The organism is Nonlabens tegetincola (assembly GCF_002117085.1).
Classification (GTDB): domain Bacteria; phylum Bacteroidota; class Bacteroidia; order Flavobacteriales; family Flavobacteriaceae; genus Nonlabens; species Nonlabens tegetincola.
The window spans coordinates 941,030-960,363 of sequence record NZ_CP019342.1 but is presented as its reverse complement, the minus strand read 5'-3'; the positions used below and the strand labels follow the sequence as shown (position 1 = coordinate 960,363).

General features: G+C 34.4%; 16 protein-coding genes. 12 read left to right on the top strand and 4 right to left on the bottom strand.

What is annotated here, in order from left to right; translation table 11 throughout:
* The 8 genes from BST91_RS04600 to BST91_RS04565 all read left to right on the top strand — a co-directional run bounded on the left by BST91_RS04600 (window position 1) and on the right by BST91_RS04565 (window position 6,988).
* Window positions 1-897 (top strand): ParB/RepB/Spo0J family partition protein, encoded by an 897-nt coding sequence (locus BST91_RS04600; protein ID WP_085774631.1) that lies wholly within the window; start codon window positions 1-3, stop codon window positions 895-897.
* Window positions 890-1,486: a DUF5683 domain-containing protein gene (locus BST91_RS04595; protein WP_085774630.1), complete on the top strand. Its 597-nt coding sequence runs from the start codon at window positions 890-892 to the stop codon at window positions 1,484-1,486. Before BST91_RS04600 ends, BST91_RS04595 begins: the two co-directional genes overlap by 8 nt.
* A gap of 1 nt (window position 1,487) precedes the next feature.
* Window positions 1,488-2,189, top strand: coding sequence for a 4-hydroxy-tetrahydrodipicolinate reductase (dapB, locus tag BST91_RS04590; RefSeq protein ID WP_085774629.1), 702 nt, complete (start codon window positions 1,488-1,490; stop codon window positions 2,187-2,189).
* A gap of 44 nt (window positions 2,190-2,233) precedes the next feature.
* Window positions 2,234-3,820 (top strand): signal peptidase I, encoded by a 1,587-nt coding sequence (gene lepB, locus BST91_RS04585; RefSeq protein ID WP_085774628.1) that lies wholly within the window; start codon window positions 2,234-2,236, stop codon window positions 3,818-3,820.
* Between the two features lie 5 nt (window positions 3,821-3,825).
* Entirely contained in the window at window positions 3,826-4,458 is a 633-nt protein-coding gene (locus BST91_RS04580) for a WbqC family protein (RefSeq protein ID WP_085774627.1), read from the top strand.
* The gene (locus BST91_RS04575; RefSeq protein WP_085774626.1) at window positions 4,459-5,343 is read left to right on the top strand and encodes a DUF1853 family protein; all 885 of its coding nucleotides are present in this window, start codon (window positions 4,459-4,461) and stop codon (window positions 5,341-5,343) included.
* Between the two features lie 213 nt (window positions 5,344-5,556).
* The gene (locus tag BST91_RS04570) at window positions 5,557-6,048 is read left to right on the top strand and encodes a Dps family protein (RefSeq protein WP_042278762.1); all 492 of its coding nucleotides are present in this window, start codon (window positions 5,557-5,559) and stop codon (window positions 6,046-6,048) included.
* Between the two features lie 79 nt (window positions 6,049-6,127).
* Complete coding sequence (locus BST91_RS04565; protein ID WP_085774625.1) at window positions 6,128-6,988, top strand: hypothetical protein; 861 nt, start codon at window positions 6,128-6,130, stop codon at window positions 6,986-6,988.
* A gap of 194 nt (window positions 6,989-7,182) precedes the next feature.
* Here BST91_RS04565 and BST91_RS04560 read toward each other — a convergent pair whose 3' ends face one another.
* A complete protein-coding gene (locus tag BST91_RS04560; protein WP_085774624.1) occupies window positions 7,183-10,899 on the bottom strand; it encodes a metallophosphoesterase in 3,717 nt (1,238 codons plus the stop codon).
* 24 nt (window positions 10,900-10,923) lie between these two features.
* On the opposite strand from BST91_RS04560, the gene BST91_RS04555 reads away from it, so the two are divergent.
* A complete protein-coding gene (locus BST91_RS04555) occupies window positions 10,924-12,138 on the top strand; it encodes a Pycsar system effector family protein (RefSeq protein ID WP_394335647.1) in 1,215 nt (404 codons plus the stop codon).
* Here BST91_RS04555 and BST91_RS04550 read toward each other — a convergent pair.
* Window positions 12,119-14,479: a GAF domain-containing protein gene (locus tag BST91_RS04550; protein WP_085774623.1), complete on the bottom strand. Its 2,361-nt coding sequence runs from the start codon at window positions 14,477-14,479 to the stop codon at window positions 12,119-12,121. The two genes, BST91_RS04555 and BST91_RS04550, sit on opposite strands and share 20 nt — an antisense overlap.
* Window positions 14,480-14,594: 115 nt before the next feature.
* Here BST91_RS04550 and BST91_RS04545 point away from each other — a divergent pair, with 115 nt between their 5' ends.
* Entirely contained in the window at window positions 14,595-15,719 is a 1,125-nt protein-coding gene (locus tag BST91_RS04545; protein ID WP_085774622.1) for a TlpA disulfide reductase family protein, read from the top strand.
* Here the strand turns inward: BST91_RS04545 and BST91_RS04540 are convergent.
* On the bottom strand, window positions 15,716-16,342 hold the full coding sequence (locus BST91_RS04540; RefSeq protein ID WP_317043061.1) for a rhomboid family intramembrane serine protease: 627 nt from the start codon (window positions 16,340-16,342) through the stop codon (window positions 15,716-15,718). The genes BST91_RS04545 and BST91_RS04540 overlap by 4 nt on opposite strands.
* 58 nt (window positions 16,343-16,400) lie before the next feature.
* Between BST91_RS04540 and BST91_RS04535 the strand changes: the two genes are divergently transcribed.
* Window positions 16,401-17,312, top strand: a complete 912-nt coding sequence (locus tag BST91_RS04535) for a lysophospholipid acyltransferase family protein (protein WP_085774620.1) — start codon at window positions 16,401-16,403, stop codon at window positions 17,310-17,312.
* Here the strand turns inward: BST91_RS04535 and glmM are convergent.
* The gene (gene glmM, locus BST91_RS04530) at window positions 17,272-18,666 is read right to left on the bottom strand and encodes a phosphoglucosamine mutase (RefSeq protein WP_060522578.1); all 1,395 of its coding nucleotides are present in this window, start codon (window positions 18,664-18,666) and stop codon (window positions 17,272-17,274) included. The two genes, BST91_RS04535 and glmM, sit on opposite strands and share 41 nt — an antisense overlap.
* Before the next feature lie 60 nt (window positions 18,667-18,726).
* On the opposite strand from glmM, the gene BST91_RS04525 reads away from it, so the two are divergent.
* Window positions 18,727-19,332 (top strand): acyl carrier protein phosphodiesterase, encoded by a 606-nt coding sequence (locus BST91_RS04525; RefSeq protein ID WP_085774619.1) that lies wholly within the window; start codon window positions 18,727-18,729, stop codon window positions 19,330-19,332.
* The last annotated feature ends 2 nt before the right edge of the window (window positions 19,333-19,334 follow it).

The window sequence follows — 19,334 nt, the reverse complement described above, 5'->3', positions numbered from 1 at the left end:
ATGGCCAAAGCAACAAAAAAACAGGCCTTAGGTCGCGGTTTATCTGCCTTATTAAACGATAAGACAAATGAAATAAAAACCGCACAAGATAAAAACGCAGACAAAATTGTAGGAAACGTAGTTGATTTACCTCTTGAAGACATAGAGATGAATCCGTTTCAACCACGTACATCATTCAATGAAGAGCATTTAAAAGAGCTTGCCTCTTCTATCAAAGAATTAGGTGTTATTCAACCCATTACGGTACGTAAAAAAGGGTTTGGAAAATATGAATTAGTATCGGGAGAACGTCGTTGTCGTGCTTCAAAAATGCTAGGATTCACCACAATTCCAGCCTATGTACGTATAGCAAATGATCAAGAATCGCTAGAAATGGCGCTTGTTGAGAACATTCAACGTCAGGATTTAGATCCTATTGAAATTGCATTATCCTACCAGCGACTTATCGATGAGATCAGTCTTACGCAAGAACAAATGAGTGAACGTGTAGGAAAATCACGTAGTGCTATCGCAAATTATCTGCGACTATTAAAATTAGATCCAATTATTCAAACTGGTATGAGAGATGGTTTTATCTCAATGGGTCATGGTCGTGCTCTAATTAATGTCGATAGCCTAGATGATCAGCTGGATATATATCAACGTATAATTTCAGATAATTTATCAGTAAGAGATACTGAAAAACTAGTTAAAGGGCTTAAGGATAGTACGCTTTCGCGAAAGCAAACTAAAAAGAATTCTCTTCCAGAAAAAGTAGAATCTCAAACTAAAAAGCTAGGAGAACATTTGGACACCAAAGTATCTACTACCATGAATAGTTCTGGGAAAGGAAAAATTACCATTAATTATGCTTCAAAGGCAGATTTTGAACGTATTGTCAAATTGATTAATGGTTAAGCACCTAGTTTACATATTTATAATTTTAAGTTCTGCATGGTGTCATGCCCAGGATGACTCTAATGATACACCTGAAAAACAGGACTTAAATACCGTACTTGTTGCCAATGATACACTACCAATTGTATACGATGCAAACCGACCAAGTAAAGCGGCATTTTACAGTGCTATATTACCTGGTATGGGACAAGTTTATAATAAAAAATATTGGAAAGTACCAATAGCCTATGGCCTTATAGGTACCAGTGTATATTTCTACATAAGGAATGACAACGAATACAACAGATTAAGAGATGCTTTTAAAATAAGGCTTGCCGGTGGTACCAATGATGAATTCTCTGACGAGAATGGTAATCCTATCATTTCTACTCAAGGATTAGAACGTGCCCAAAAAGTATCACAACGTAATAAAGAATTAAGTTTATTGCTAGCAGCAGCAGCTTATGTCCTACAAATTATCGATGCCAATGTTGATGGCCATTTAAGTCAGTTTAGTGTAGATCGCAATATTGCTGTTTTACCCTATATTGATTATAATAATCTAAGTGCTGGTAGCAATTTTGGATTTTCTCTAACCTATAATTTTTAAAATGAAGATAGCTCTAGTTGGTTATGGTAAAATGGGTAAAACAATTGAACGTCTTGCAACAAGTCGCGGACATGAAATTGTAGCTCGTTTAGGCAGGAATGATCAAATGAAACAAGCACAAATCGCCGATGTTGCTATCGAATTCACATCGCCAGAATCAGTTCTTAACAACTTAAATGAACTGATTAAGTTAAATGTCCCAACAGTTTGTGGAACAACGGGTTGGAATGATGATCTGGATGATATTTCAAACCTTGTAATAAAGGAGAACTGTAGTTTAGTTCACGCATCAAATTTCTCTCTTGGTGTTAACCTGTTTTTTGAACTTAACAAGAAGCTGGCAGCTATGATGAGTACATTTAACGAGTACAAAGTAAGTATGAATGAGATTCATCATACTGAAAAAAAGGACGCACCCAGCGGCACAGCAATTACTTTATTTGAAGGTCTTAAAGATCCTCTTAAAAAAACCAATTGGTCACTAGAACAAACCAATGATGAACAAATAGTGACTATTGACGCTATTAGAGAAGAAGATGTCAAAGGCACACATAGTATTTTTTACAGTAGCGATATTGACGAAATTGAAATTAAACATACAGCTCACAGTCGTGATGGATTTGCACTAGGTGCTGTAATAGCCGCAGAATGGATACACGGCAAAAAAGGAGTTTTTACAATGAAAGATGTATTAGGATTGTAACTTATATAGTTACAACCTTACTTACATACCAAGATATTTAAATTATGGAGTGGACAGAATGGTTCCTGTTTTTTATAGTAATACAAATTATTCACGGGTTAGCTACCTTTAAGATGTATGTGGCAGCAGGTCATAAGCCTTGGGAAGCTTTTGTACCTGTTTTTAACGCTTATATACTAACTAAGATTATTAACCGACCTTGGTACTGGGTATTGCTATTATTCCTTCCAGTGGTTAACCTAATTATGTTTATTGTTATCTGGGTAGATTTACTGCGCAGTTTTGGATACAATCAAACTAAACATACCGTACTGGTTATCCTTACACTAGGACTTTATTTGTTTTACGTTAACTATGCGCTACCACTTAATCATATTAAGGAAAGAGAGCTTAAACCTAGAACGGCAGCTGGTGAATGGACAAATAGTATTCTTTTTGCTGTAATTGCAGCGACCATTGTTCATACTTATGTCATGCAACCTTTTATTATTCCGACTTCATCGTTAGAAAAAACCTTATTAATAGGTGATGCGTTATTTGTAAGTAAGTTTCATTATGGTGCTAGACTTCCTATGACTCCTATTGCATTTCCTATGGTGCACGATACGATTCCAGTAGCAAATGTAAAAAGTTATCTACCTAGACCACAGCTACCTTATACCAGGTTACCAGGTTTTCAAGATGTAAAACGTAATGATATTGTAGTTTTTAATTGGCCTGTAGACAGTGTGAATATTTATGGCCAAGATGACGGTAAATATCATTATAAACCTATCGATAAGAAATCAAATTATGTAAAACGTTGTGTAGGAATCCCTGGTGATTTACTCTCAATGAAAAATGGTGAAGTTTATATCAATGGTGAACTACTTGAAATGCCAGAACGCGCAAAACTTCAAAATGCGTATGCTTTCACACCTATTGACCGTAATGTTCTTAGTAATCCAGCGATATTAAGAGAAAAGTATGATATAACTGATGGTTTGAGATATGCAACTATACATCCTGATAAATATCCTGATAGTATAGGTTTTAACTCTGCTACCAAGGCATCTATGGAAAAGCTTAAGGCAGATGGCGTAATATCTAATTACCAAAAAATTGAAATTGGAATTCCTGATTATAGAGCTTTCCCATACAATGCATCGACTGGTAATAACAGTAGTACAAGAAAAGAATTTCTAATTCCTGCAAAAAATCAGACTGTAGAAATCAATAACCAAAACATCGATTACTATAAAGAAATAATTGAGGTGTACGAGGGAAGCGAAATGAACATTTCAAATACAATTTCATTTAAAGGAAATCAGGTTCTATTAAATGAAAAACCACTTACTAGTTACACCTTTAAACAAAATTACTACTGGCTTATGGGAGATAACCGAGATAACTCCTTGGACAGTCGCTATTGGGGTTACGTTCCAGAAACGCATATAGTAGGTAAACCAGTTCTTATTTGGGCAAGTTATGATACAAGTAAAAGTTTCCCTTCAGCCCTAAGAACTGATCGTATGATTCAAACCGTTAATGGTGACGGAAAACCAAAATCATACTTGCTGTATGTAGTAATAGCTATAGGTATATATATTGCAGGTAGATACCTTTACAAAAAGAAGAAAGGTAAAAAATAATAGTTATGGAATCTAGGGCACAGTTGATTGTACATCCTAGTTATTTTATGGATGTTATCAGTCTAATTAACACCTATCACTGTGATGAACTTGTTTTTGAAATTCACGACAATTACGTAAAACAAACCTATCGCAACAGGTGTGTTATTGCAACTACTAATGGTAAAAACGCTCTTAGCATTCCCATAATTCATCAAAAGTCAGGTTCATCGGTGCCGTACTCAAGTATTGAAATTGATTATTCTGAAAAATGGAAACTCAATCATTTAAGGGCAATTAAAAGTGCTTATCAAAACAGTCCTTACTATGAATATTATGAGCAGGATCTATTAGAACTCTATGCAAAAGAGGAATCCTCTTTGATGAAATGGAATTTAAGCTGTACACAGTTTTTATTAGAACAATTACAAATTTTACCAAAAATAAGTTACACCAGTAACTATCAAGGAGACATCAAGGCTCAGAAACTGATCACCGCCAAGGGTAATAAACATCCCATATATCAGTCTTACATTCAAGTTTTTCAAGAGAAACACGGGTTTTTGCAACCCTTGTCTGGTCTAGATTTGTTATTTAACTTAGGTCCTAGCAGTCGCAGCTTTTTGAAATCTCAAGCAGCCTTATGCGACTTCAAGTAAATGAACGACACCTACAAACGATTTGAGGCCTTTTTCACAACCAGAAATTTTTGGAAGGGTAATCTATCGGGAATGGAACAGTTTGCTCTGGATAGCTTAGATTTCTCACATCTTAAGGAGTCAACTTCAAAAATAGATTTACCCAATATTCCACCTAATACTGTACTAGGAAAAAGAGCAGAATATTTTTTTAAGTTTTGCGTAGAGCAATCAAAAAATTATGATGTTTTACTTTCAAACGAACAAATCTTCAGTAATAAGGAGACGTTAGGTGAAATAGACTACATACTTCAAAACAAAATTACCGGAAAGCAATTACACGTTGAGTTGGTTTACAAATTTTATATTTATGATCCTTGCGCAAAGGGAAAATCAAACCTATTGGACGATTCTAGAGTTAAGGAGCTATCTCGTTATGTGGGACCTAATAGACGCGATACTTTTCTTAAAAAGTTACACCGACTACAGCAGCATCAATTACCACTTTTATATCGTAAAGAAACTAGAAAAACTCTTGAGAAATTAGATATTAATGTTGATGCATTAAAACAGCAAGTTTGCTTTCTTGCCCATGTATTTATTCCGCAAAATCATTGGAACAAACCATTTCCATTTATAAATAAAGCATGTATCTCAGGATACTATTTGGATTATAACGCTTTCGCGAAAGCGTACTCATCACACACCTATTTTTTACCTCACAAGCATTTATGGAAATCACATGCTCATGAACTAGAAGTTTCCTACAATCATTCAACCATACTTCCCATAGTCCAAGAAAGTCTAAAAAGAGGATATGCGCCCATGCTATGGAAACAGGTCGCAGAAGACAGCTTTGAAAGGTTTTTTGTAACTATGCCTAAAGATGGCATTAGGATAATATAAACAACGTTTAACGTTACCTTACGGATGTTAAACGTTATGATGCTGTATCTTTAAAATAAAAAAATGGAAAGGAAATTTGAACCTAAAAATAGAGAACAATATTTAAGTGATTTTGGAGATCGTAGTAGACCAGAGCAATTTGATTTAAAAGAGCCTGTTACTACTACACATACCGAATCAAATTCAACACAAAACCAAACAACAAATACAACTATGAGTTATTTAAATTTAGATAAACAAAAAACAGCAACAACCGTTACAGAATTGAACGTATTACTGGCAGATTACCACTTATACTACCAAAAACTGCGTAATTTTCATTGGAATGTAGTAGGACATAACTTTTTCGATCTTCACGAAAAGTTTGAACAGATGTACGATGAGGCTAAAATCAAAGTAGATGAGATAGCAGAACGTATCTTAACTTTGAGATATCAACCTACCTCTAACCTATCTGAGTATTTAGAGCTATCTTCCATTGAAGAATCAAAATCTGAACATACAGATGTTGAAATGGTAAAACAACTATTATCCGATCATGGAAAATTGATCACACAAATGAGAAAGGTTGTTGAAGTAGCCGATGCTGCTGGTGATGAAGGTACTATTGATTTAATAGGAGCTTACATTAGAGAACTAGAGAAAGAAAGTTGGATGTTAGATGCATGGGTTATGAATACAAGCGATACTCATAAATCTATCTAATACTTTTGAGATCATAAATCTACCGAGCTGGACTAATTATCTAGCTCGGTTTCTTTTTTTTAATTAGTTAAAATCACACATGAAAGCATATTTCCTTCTTCTATTATCCTTTTTTATTTCTACAAGTTGCCTAAAAAATGATAAGCTTCCAGTTGTTGCAAACTTGCCCGATGTTATAGATGAATGTAGTGGAATGGAATTTATTTCCAATACTATGTACTTGGCATTAAACGATAGCGGTGGAAAATCAATAATCTACTTGTGCGATATCAATAAAGGTGTTGTTGCAGAGTTACATAGTGATCAATGGAATAATGTAGATTGGGAAGATATGGCTGTTATAAAAAACGGAAGTACCACTAATATATATATTGCCGATACCGGTAATAATTATAATAAAAGAAAGGATCTAGTTATTTATGAGGCTTCTATTAAAAATATAGAACAACTTTCAGGTAAAGTTGAATTGAATGCTGTTGCGCATCCCTTTTATTACGAAGATCAAGATGAGTTTCCTCCAAAAAAGAAAGAGCGACTTTTTGATGCTGAATCGCTAGTTGTTCTAAATAACAATTTTTACATCTTTACCCGTAATCGATCTAAAGACTTTAATGGAAAAACTTCGGTTTATACATTCCCGATATCGACTGTACCGCAAAAGGCAAAAAAACTAACAGAAATTGAAATTTGCAATGATAAAAATGATTGTCAAGTAACTGCCGCTGATGTATTTAAAAACAAAATAGCTTTACTAACCTACGATAAGGTATTCATACTAACAGATTATGATAGTGATTTTAATGAGTACCAAGTGACGGAATATAAATTGGATCACTTCTCACAAAAGGAAGCAATTAGTTTTATTAATGACTCCGAACTGTTTATAGCAGACGAAGAGAACAAACACAGCGATGGTAATATTTACCGTTTTGACTTATAGTGTAAGGCTAAAAATACAATCCCTAAAACCTCGGATATTCCACCCAACACAAACATACCAATAGATCCTGCAATGTTAAAAGCGTAAAATAAAAGACCTATTAGTACTAGTAAACTACCTATTGCAATAAGTGAAATGCTGGTACTTTTGTTTATCATGTAAAAATTATCTATATCAAGTGATAAAAATATAAGTTAGAAGCTAAATCCAACTTGAAAACTGAATCTAAATCCATCAGCACCATGAAATAAATTAAAAGTTGCTCCTATTGCCTCGGCACTGTTAACATAGAATCCACCACCATAATCATTGTGCCATCTTGAACTATCCTCACCATCTAACCATACTCTACCTACATCACCACCTACAAATACTCCAATTTGTAGAGGAACAAAACCTGAATTAAATTCATTGAAACTATACCTTACATCACCACTGAAAGCCATGGCGCTTTCTCCTGAAAATCTTTGTAAACGATAACCTCTTAAACCTGTGTTTTGACCCAATTGAGCACTTTGAAAAAACTCAAAATCGTCACCAATATTAACCTGACCTTGTAATAAAGTTTTTAAAACCCATTTTCTGTCACGACTAATAGCATTATGAAAACCTAGTTTTGGTTTTAAGTACCCAAAAGAACCTTCTAAATCATCAAATTCGGTATTAACACCTGCCACGAGGTCAAAGATCATACCTCGCGTAGGGTTTAATTTAACATCGTAACTTTCATAATTATATCTTGCACTTAAATCGGCATACCAATTGCGCTCATAAAAATCTTCTTGATTATCAAAGCCTGATTGTGCTAAAAATCTTTCTTCATCTCTTTCTACTTGAAATCCTTGTGCTTCAAAAGTCGCAGATAAATTAGAACCGTATTCACCTACGTAACTGTAACCAATTCCTCCTGAAATTTCACTTAATCGCACACGGTTGTAATCAAAATCCAACTCATCATCAAGATTTACGGTTTCGTTACCAAATCCAAAAAAGTTTTCAGCAAATGTTGGACCTGCGAATCTTCCCTTAACGATTAAATTACCGTGATTAAAAACTCCTGCAAAAACACCGTTGTAATTAATATCATATCCTTGTGTAGCAAAATAGTAACCAGCTTTAAATCTATGCTCTCGAGTATTTGGGTTTCTATTAAATCCTTTTACGATATAACTTGTTTGAATACCTATTCTAAAACCGTCATCAGGATTAAACCCAATACCTGGCGTAAAAGCTCCTGCTGTACTTATTTGTTTCTTTGGATCATATAGATTCACATCATATGAATCTGTCAATCTTAATCTAGCATTCCCTTTCTTCTCGATGCTATTTGGTTTAGACTTGTGATCATAAATAGATACATTTTTACCATTATCCATCTTATAAATATCATTATTTTGACCACCGATTACTCGAATTTTAATTCTTGATTTTGTTGATCCAGTTGAAGTGATTACATCATCATCATCTAGCGCATAAACCCATACTTCATCAGTTTCATTTTTATAAAAGGTACGTTGGGCCACAACATCTGCTCGTTGTCCATCCTTATTTCTGTATATGGAAACCCTTGTAGAGTTTTTGTCTATCACTTCAATGTCTATAAAATCATCCTTATCAGTACCAGTAAGAATAGCTAGATCAGAGATAATATCGTAGTATTTTGTGGCTATTTTGACCATTTTGTCACGTCTAGTTCGCATATTCTTCTTGATGACTTCTGTACTCTCAGCAGCTTTAATTTCTTGTGGTAACTTATCAAAAGCCTCATCAATGACTTCGTCAGTCAGGTATTGTTGAATGAATGCCGCTTGGTCTAGCCATACTTCCTTCCCAGAATTTTGAGATAAATTACGATCTAGATAGGTGGCAGCTGTATTAAACCATTTTAGGTTATTAATATCTTCATCATAAGTAGCAAATTGATTAGTGATTCCTATCATAGCTCTTAATGTGGCAAACAATGCACCGTCAAAATTGGAATATACTTGATCTCTATCTCTAGGAATTGGTTTAAACAAATGAGTTCCATCTTCCAATTCAAATTCAGACCATCTCCATTGATCTGCATGACGATCCCAATCACCTATAAGCATATCAAATAATCTGGCTCTTACATAGGATTCTTCATCAATTTTATATTTCTCATCTCTCCTTAATCGCTCAAAGACATCGGCAGTGCTTTCTATATCATTTGGCTTACCAAATGATTCTAAATCTTTATGATTTTCCTCTGGTCGTTCAACGAGCATGTATAATTCATCACCGTATTCCTTGTTGTAGTTGCCTAGTGCCGGTTGTTTTGGCACGTAGTAAAGCACCGGATTTGTGTGGTACACGTCAATGGCGCTAGCGAGTGTAGGAACCGTCAAAAAAGCATAGGGATGTGCAGCTGTGTAGAAGTCAAAAATAAGATCTTCTGCTCCTGTATCTTCAAAACTACTCGCTATATTATCTTCTTTGAATACAGTGGTTTGTAAAAATTGAACAGCGCTTTTTTTCAATGCTCGCAAGTTGTATTCTCTACCATCTTTTGCTACTAAACGCAATGATCTTGTTTGATGACCACCACCACCGCGTTCTACAGTAAGTCCACCCATTAAAGTATCTAACATAGCTACTTGAACATTCAATTCTGTTCCATAAAGATCGCGGTACTTATTACCCCATATAGATTCATGTAATCCTGATTTATCAACCTGTTCTTTGGTGTAGATGCTCGCTTTCGCGAAAGCGGGATAATTTTCAGGTAATGATTTTAAATCAAAATCTTCCTGTGGTTCAATTGCCTGTTTGGTGTATAACAGATTGTAAGTACCATTTTCAAAACTGTAAAACCTAACGTAGGAACTACCGTCTTTCATTACATCTAGTCTAGCAAAACCTTTACCTCCATAAGCAAACAAACCATCGTTACTTAGTGCGGCATATCCTTGTTTACTTCCAGATCCTGAAACAATCTGTCGTACGCCATCATTTTCAATATACTGTAAAGTGTGTTCATGACCACTTGCTACAATTACACGATTGGCAGCACTTGCACGTATAAGTGTTGCAATACGATCGGCCATTTGTTGATACCTTTTATTTTGTCTGTCTTGTGCACTTACTCCACCACTGGTTCTTATAAGTGATGTTAAAGAGCCTAGAACCGGCACCGGAATATTGTTTTGAGAAGGATATAAATGCTTGATTGCTGCATATTGACCACCATGTATACCGTTTGTATACAACGGGTGATGTAACGTAACTATAATTGTTTTGTCTTGAGCTTTTTTTAGTTCGCTCTCTATTTCTAGGAAAAATTGTTCTCTTGTTTTAATTTGATCACAGTCATCGTTGATAGTAGGTAAATTATCCCATTTTGCGAGATACCATTGACTATCGATGATAAGCATGAGAACGTCGTCTTCTATTTCTCTTAGTTCTATAGGACAACCTACTTTGGGCTGCCATACATCTTTATCACCCATCGCCTCAACGATATACTCTTTCTCTCGTTCAACATTATCAAGTCCTTCATTATAATAATCATGATTACCGGGAATAAACAATACCTGACCGCCGAATTGTTTTGCTACCTCTATTTGAGCATTCAAATGATTTTCGGCATAAGGTCTAAATTCATCATCCTTTTTAGGCATTCCCGTAGGATAAATGTTATCACCTAGAAAAACTAAATGATCATCTTTTGAAATAGATTGATCTTTTAAATATGACTCCAAAGCTAATAAACCATCACTTTTACCGTTCATAGGAGATAGTCCTACATCACCTATTAAATAAAAACTTTTATCTATGGATTCATTGTTAGGAAAAACTGATTGATTTTCTTCCTTATATTGAGCTTTGAAACTAGCACATGAGGCAAGTATTAAAGCTATAAGGCCTAAGAATATGTTATTTTTTTTCATGCAGTGAATATTACTACTATTTTTATGCAAACACTTTTTATGGATGACCTGATTAAAATTACTGACGATTACGTATTGAATTTATTCAAGAAAAACCTAGACGAAAGGTATGTGTATCACAACTATACCCATACCAAACGCGTAGTTAAAAGTATAAAGGAAATCATTGACAATTCCGAAATAGATGTTAAAGAAGCCCAGATACTTACTTTAGCAGCGTTACTTCACGATATAGGTTATACTCAAAGTGATGAAAATCATGAGGAAGTTGGTGCTGAAATGGCAGAGGCTTACCTGAAACAACATAACGTTGATCAGGCTATTATTGAACAAATTGTGACACTTATAAAAGTCACAAAGTGCGATAGATTACCTCAAAATAAATTAGAAGAAATTATTCTAGATGCCGACAGCTCGCATTTTGCCAAAGATTATTATAAAGAAACGAGCGAGTTATTAAAAAAGGAGTTAGAATTAAGAGGTCAATTATATACAAATAAAGAGTGGCGAGCAGAAAACATTAAGTTTTTTACACAGTTTCATAGATATTATAGTGATTACGCTATTAAAAATTGGAATAAATCGAAGAATGAAAACCTGCTTAGGCTGCTTAAAAAGAAAAAGAAGAGTAAAAATAAAATTAAAAAGGAGCAGCTTAAGGTAGATTTGAAAAATCAATCTCCAGAAAGAGCTATCCAAACCCTTTTTAGAACGACGTTACGTAATCATATCAAATTATCTGATATAGCAGATACTAAAGCTAATATTCTATTATCAGTCAATGCCATTATTATATCTCTTGCACTGGCTAATATAATTCCGAAGCTAGACGCACCAACAAATAGACACTTGTTGTTTCCTACATTAATATTAATACTATTCTCTGTCGCGAGTATTATACTATCTATTATGAGTACGCGACCTAATGTTACATCAGGTGAGTTTACTGACGAACAAGTACGTAATAGAGAAGTGAATTTATTATTTTTTGGTAATTTTCATAAGGTCCCTTTTAAAAAATATAGAGAGGCCTTAATGGGTCTTTTAGATAATAAGGAAGAGGTCTATGAAAGCTTGCTTAAAGATTTATGGTTACTAGGTGTCGTTCTCAATAGAAAGTATACCTTATTAAGATGGACCTATACCATCTTCATGGTTGGAATTATCGTGAGCGTAATATCTTTTGTGATTGCCTTTTATACTACCGATTTTCAACAAATTAGAACTGCAATTCCTTAATAAGATCGTTATAGGTAAGTGTAGTCTGACTGTCTGAAAAGTTATAGAGTACACTTACCCGTAATGCTTTTAATCCTGCAACTCCTTGAACATCTTCAAGCTCTAGCTTTTCTACTTTATCTTCAATAAGGTTATTGTGTTTAAGGAAATCTATGTAGCGTAAATACTCTCTTTCCATATCCTTACTCGCGTAAACAATAGCTATTTTACCACGTTGTGTAATACGCTCATTAGTTCCTTTGATTAAAGCCTTGTCTATTCGTTTTTTCACAACTTCATAACGAGCGTTGTATGAACCATCAACATCAAATCTTTTCTCATCAATTCGGTAGCGTATAGTAAGGGTATTCTCAAATGCCAGTATCATGGAAGCTGCTTCAATTTTTACAGGTAATTCCTTTTGAAGCTCGTAAAATTTGTTTTCAAGTTCCACAAGAACTTGTAGTTGCCATAGCCTTAAATTATAAAGATATACTGGATTGAAGTCATTTGCAGTGGTAATGCTATTACCTACGTAAATGTTATGTTCTACTCCATCAGTTTTAAAACGTTCAAAGAAATGAGGATAGATACGTTGTGCTTCTACTTGTCTTTTATCCAAAACACCAGCCACTGCATCATTCATAATTTGAACTGATTTATCATAATCAATTCTACGACTATGTTTTACATTTTCGTTAGGATCCAAGAAACTTTCATAAGTTTCAATCTGTTGTTTTATCTCTTGATTTATTTGTTTGAAGTGATTAAACACAGGATGAATTTCTTCTGCTAGAAATTTTATGATCTTTCTTTCTGTATTAGCATCTAGCTCTTTTTTTCTTAGCTCTTTGACGTATTTGTGTACTCGGTATTCAAGTTGTGCATAAAGTGGTAATGGTTGCTGCGCTTTCGCGAAAGCGAAAATATCTTCAACCTCTTCAAGTTGACTCAAAAGATCATCCTTGATCATTTTGTTACGCGTGTCACTACTACCTACAATGTCAATTTGACCATATAAAGGATAAACGTCTTCAAACTTTAAATCTTCAAATTGTGCAGATCCACCATCGCTACGTGATTTAAGAATACGCCTGGCTTCATTTTCAAATTTCCATTTTACACTATCGTGAATGGAGGTACATTCAGTTTGAATTATGGCATTAATACTATTTTCGTATTCGCGTTCAGAGTTTAATAAAACCGCCTTAAGATAAGGAGCTACTGCATCTAACAAACTCACATTGAAGTTGTTGAGTTCGTATTCTTTACCACTAACTAACTCTAAAATACCTAGTAAGCGATCGTTTTCATGAACAGGATAAAAGGTCGCACTTTTAATGCCATTATTCATGAGGTTTTCTGCAAGGAAAGTATTTTGAACCGTGTTCAAGTACTCTTCAACATCAGAAATGACTAATGGAGTGAAATCGTTGATTAAATTTTTATAAGCTCCTCTACATAAGGCATTTTCACAGTTCTTCTCATGACTTTGACCCAATAAATAACTAACTACATCACCGTACATTAATGTTTCAAATGATTTATCGTAGTGATTAAAGCTTGTAAACCCAGCTCTTAAATCCTCAATTCCAAACATAGTTCGAAAAATTGATTCTACTTTATCATTTTGGGTATCACCCATTGATTTACCATTAAGGAAAATGGTTTTTAATTCTGAAATTGCATTATCTATGGTAACATCGGTAAGAGAAATGATTCCAAAACCTTCAAAAGAATATGCTTGCGGCGGAAAATATTCTTTCCAAAGTTCCATATTATCATGTTCTCTTAATAATTGAGCTATTTGTGTTTCACTCAACCTGTATTTCTCATCATTGAGACTAATCCTAACAAAATCGGCATTATAAGTAATGCGATAAGTTCTAAGTGCTCCCGATGCATTTTTAATACTTACTTGTAACGGTTTGGAAAAATTTACAAATCTTCCGTAGAAAATTTTAAGGATCGCACCGCATGCCATTCGGTATTTATCCTGGGAAAATGATTCCATGACATCAAATTTAAAATCATCACCAGCTTCACTGATAATATTTTTAAATCTTGTAGTCAAATTGAAAATCTGATCCGAAAAAGGTACGGTTGCCGCTTTAATTTCATTTAAAGTCAATGCGGTAGGAAAAAGATCTGTAAGAACAGTATCTATATCAGATTCATAATGAGCGATCTTATCAATAGGTACCTCAGTATAAAGGGCTTCATTTTTCTCAACAAATTGAATTAATGAGGACAAATACAGCCTTTTGAAATTAGAAGTTTCTAACTCCAGTTTTTCTACATAAGTATCAAGCAAAGACTTAAAATTAAGTTTTATTTGAAAAAATTCCTTTTCCTCTTTCATTATTGCAAAGTTAACTTTTTTGCTAATCTAACTTGTGAGAATAGGCTGATGTTTTAGATAAGTTTAACCCATGTTTTAACTTTGCTCTGTATATTGTGCCACTTAAAATAAAAAGATGAAGTTTTTATACAGTTTAATGATTGTAACCGTATTGGTAAGTTGTAACAAAGAAACTACCGATAAACATATGATAAATGGAAATGCTCCAGGTGTGTTAAATGGTATGAGAGTGTATTACGGTAAAGTAGGTGAAAATGGAAAGCAACAGTTTATAGATACAGCAGTCGTAATAAATGAAGAATTTCATTTTGATCCCGTTGATGAAGTGGAAAAACCGGAAATTCGTTTTTTAAATGTAGATGGCTCGAATGGAAGTATTGTTTATTTACACGATAATAATCCGGTAGAAGTTAAAGTGAATAAAGACTCTGTATTTAAGAGTTCTGTTAAGGGAAGTAAACTAAATGACCAGTTTAATACTTATAAAGCAATTCAGGATGAATACCGAGCAGAGTCAAAAACCTTTAATCAGCAGCGTTCTAATTTTCAAAGATCTGGTCAGTTACAAGAATTAAACCAGGTAATACAACAATGGCAGGAAGAAGAAAAACGCTATGTTTCTCAATCTAAAAATTATATTTCAAAAAATACAAACACTCTATTAGGTCCTATAATTTTAGGTGATTTAGTAAGTTCAAAATTAATCGATCCTATTGATGCAAGGCAAGAATTCAATAAGTTCAGTGCAGATGTTCAACGTGAAGAACTTTCAATTAGGATTGATGATTATTTACGTAAAATAGAGTCTGTAGGAATTGGAAGAAAAGCACCTAGCTTTGAAGGGCATAATCCTGACGGTAAGGTTATAAAACTTGAAGAAGTAATTGCAAAAAATAAGGTTACACTTATCGATTTTTGGGCAAGTTGGTGTGGACCATGTCGTAGAGAAAATCCTAACATCGTAAATGCTTACCAAAAATATAAAAACAAAGGTTTTGGTATACTAGGAGTTTCTCTAGATAAACCAGGAGCTGAAGAACAATGGAAACAAGCTATTGAAAAAGATAATCTAACGTGGGATCATATAAGCAGACTTCAATACTTTGGGCCAATTGCTAGACAATACAATGTTAATGCTATTCCTGCAGCTTTCTTATTGGATGAAAATGGTGTTATAGTGGCCAAAGATTTACGTGGCCAACAGTTGCACAATAAACTAGAAGAGCTATTGGGCTCTTAAACCTTATTCATTTTTATAAGAATTATTACGGCAATAATGGGTAACAGCATCGCTCCTACCACAAAAGGTCGATCGAGAATAATATTATAATCGTATAGAAGAGTAATAAGATAACCAGTAATGGCACCACCTATGTGCGCATCGTGTCCAATGTTATCGGCCTTGCGCTGCATTCCAATGATACTATAAATCATGTATCCTATTCCAAATATCCATCCTGGAATACCAAAATAAATACGCATTGATGGATCCAACAATATAGCACTGTATATAATTCCAGAAACTGCGCCGCTTGCCCCTACAGCACTATAGGCATAATTATTTCTATTGATGATATAGCTCAAAAAACTACCACCTAACATACTAGCCAAATAGATAATTAAAAATTTAACGCTATTAAAAGAACCTACAACTTCATCGGCAAAAAAGAAAAGGGTAAACATATTAAAAAACAAATGCTGTAAATCTGCATGTAAAACACCACTTGTAAAAAACCTCCATTGTTCACCACGCTCTATTCCGGCAATATTAAATTTAAAGCGATCAAAGAAATACCGATCATTAAAAGCCTTAAAGCTGACCAATGATGTAACGCCAATAACAAATAAAGTGACTAAATCCATAGAATTCATTAAATCTTGAGAACGGACAAGATAGTATATTTGCTAAAAAATAACGCACATGCAAAACCTCTTATTCTATATAGCTTATGCATTAATTAGATTGGTATCTGTCTTACCATTTTGGCTGGTTTATAGATTAAGTGATTTCATTTATTTTATACTTTACTACATTATAAGATATCGCAAAGAGGTTACAAAGAGTAACATACGAACGGCCTTTCCTCACTTTGATGAAAAAGAAGTTACAAGAATCGCTAAAGCAAGTACTAGACACTTTTGTGATATTTTTATTGAGATGATGAAATCCTTACATATAAGTAAGGAAGAGATGCATAAAAGATTTACTTGTACAAATGCTGAGATGGTTAACGCTTTCGCGAAAGCGGACAAATCAATTGTAGCTTTATTTGGTCATGCAGGTAGCTATGAATGGTCCATGGTACTGGACGAGGTTTTACATTTTAATGTGTATGCTATTTATAAGCCTATTAAGAATAAAAAATTTAATCAACTGATTACAGACATAAGAAAGAAATTTGGGTCTACCATGGTTCCAATGAGACATGCTACTCGAGTAATGTCTGAAAAGGCAGATAACGAGCGTTGTTTATTTGCGCTGGTAGCCGACCAAGCTCCAAAACGAGCAAGATCTCAATACTTTACCAATTTCTTCAACAAGCCTAGCGCTGTTTTCAGAGGTGGAGAACGCATTGCTGCCGAGTATGGTCTTCCTGTCTTTTTTCTTGCAATTAAAAAAATTAAAAGAGGTTATTATGAAACAACATTTCATAAAATTACGGACGACGCCTCCAAAGAACCTGAGTGGTTAGTAACGGATAAGTTTTTCTCTTTACTAGAAGATCAAATAAAAATGCAACCAGAGTATTACCTCTGGTCGCATAAAAGATGGAAGACATCCCTTCAAGATGTTAAGCGTGACGTTGAGCTATCTCCTTCAATTCAGAGATAAATCTATCGGCTAACTTATCGGCAACTTCCTGTGATTGTGCTTCTGTATAAATACGTATAATAGGCTCAGTGTTTGACTTTCTCATATGTACCCAATTTTCTGGAAAATCAATTTTTACACCATCAATAGAGGTAATGTTTTCGTTTTGATAGTTGCTTTGAATTTCTTGTAAAATCGCATCTACTGGCATTCCTTTAGTCAGTTCAACTTTCTTTTTTGCCATAAAATAAGCTGGATAAGATGCTTTTAATTCACTTACAGTGCTTTCTTTACCTGATAACAAGGATAAAAACATAGCTATACCTACCAATGCATCACGGCCATAATGAGATTCTGGATAAATAATTCCACCGTTTCCTTCACCACCTATTACTGCGTTAACCTCTTTCATTTTAGTTACCACATTTACTTCACCTACTGCTGCTGCATGATACGTGCCACCATGTTTTTGAGTTATATCTCTTAATGCTCTTGAACTTGAAAGATTTGAAACAGTATCTCCCTTTTTCTCACTTAGGATGTAATCTGCACATGCCACAAGCGTGTATTCTTCACCAAACATCTCTCCTTTTTCATCCACAAATGCTAATCGGTCAACATCTGGATCCACGGTGATACCAAAGTCTGCATTATGTTCTACTACTGCAGCACATAATTCTGTCAAATGTTCCTTAAGAGGTTCTGGATTATGAGGGAAATGCCCTGTAGGTTCACAGTACATTTCTATCACCTCAACTCCTAATTTCTTTAGTAATGCAGGAACTGCAATACCGCCAGTAGAGTTTACGGCATCTACTACAACTTTAAACTTTTTAGAAGCGATAGCATCAACCTTAGTTATTGGCATGTTAATCACTTCCTTTACATGAACATCGATGAAATTATCTACGCGTGTTACCGTACCTAGGTCGTCAACTTGTGCGTATTCAAAATCATCGGCAGCAGCAATATCCAATATTTTTTGCCCTTCAACTCCATCTAGGAACTCTCCTTTGCTATTAAGTAGTTTAAGAGCATTCCATTGTTTTGGGTTGTGACTTGCTGTTAGAATTATCCCACCATTTGCATTAAAGTGTGGTACGGCAATTTCTACCGTAGGAGTTGTACTTAAATCTAAATCTATAACATTACAACCACAACCGATAATTGTATTTTGCACCAAGGCCTGTATCATTGAACCGCTTAATCTAGCATCTCTTCCTATGACAACTGTAGGTGCATCAATTCCTGAATAATCCTTTAACCACATAGCATAGGCGCTAGCAAATTTTACCGCATCTAGTGGTGTTAAATTATCTTCGGGTTTACCACCGATTGTTCCTCTGATTCCTGATATTGATTTTATTAACGTCATATTAAAGCCTTACATTTACTGCAAAAGTAAAGCTAGTCTATACGCTTTCAAAAATTGAACATGAATTATCTCGCACATATTTATTTATCAGGCGAAAATACTGAGCTAAGAATAGGGAATTTTATAGCAGATTCCGTGCGTGGTAAAAACTTTAAAATGTTTCCAAAAGAGGTTGCTGCTGGAATTATTCTACATAGACATATAGATACGTATACCGACACACACCCAATAGTTAAGGAAAGTAAATCACTTATTAGAGAACAATATGGTCTTTGGAGCAGTGTAATTGTTGACTTATATTATGATCATTTTTTAGCGGCAAATTGGGAAGAATTTCACACTACACCTTTAGAGCAGTTTAGTCTAGAGTTTTATCGAGATCTTAAGGAATATTATCCAGTGCTACCACCGAAAGTTCAACGATTTTTACCTATTATGATGGAGAACAACTGGCTGTTACAGTACGCAACAATAGATGGTATTTCCAGTATATTCTATCAAATGAATAAACGCACAAAAGGAAAAAGTAAAATGAACTTTGCTCCTGTTGAACTTGAGGAACATTATGATCTTTTAAAATCTCATTTCTTTTCTTTTATGGAAGAATTAGAGAATTTCACTCAAATGAAAATTCAAGAAGGATTGATAACAAAAAACCGCTCTTAAAG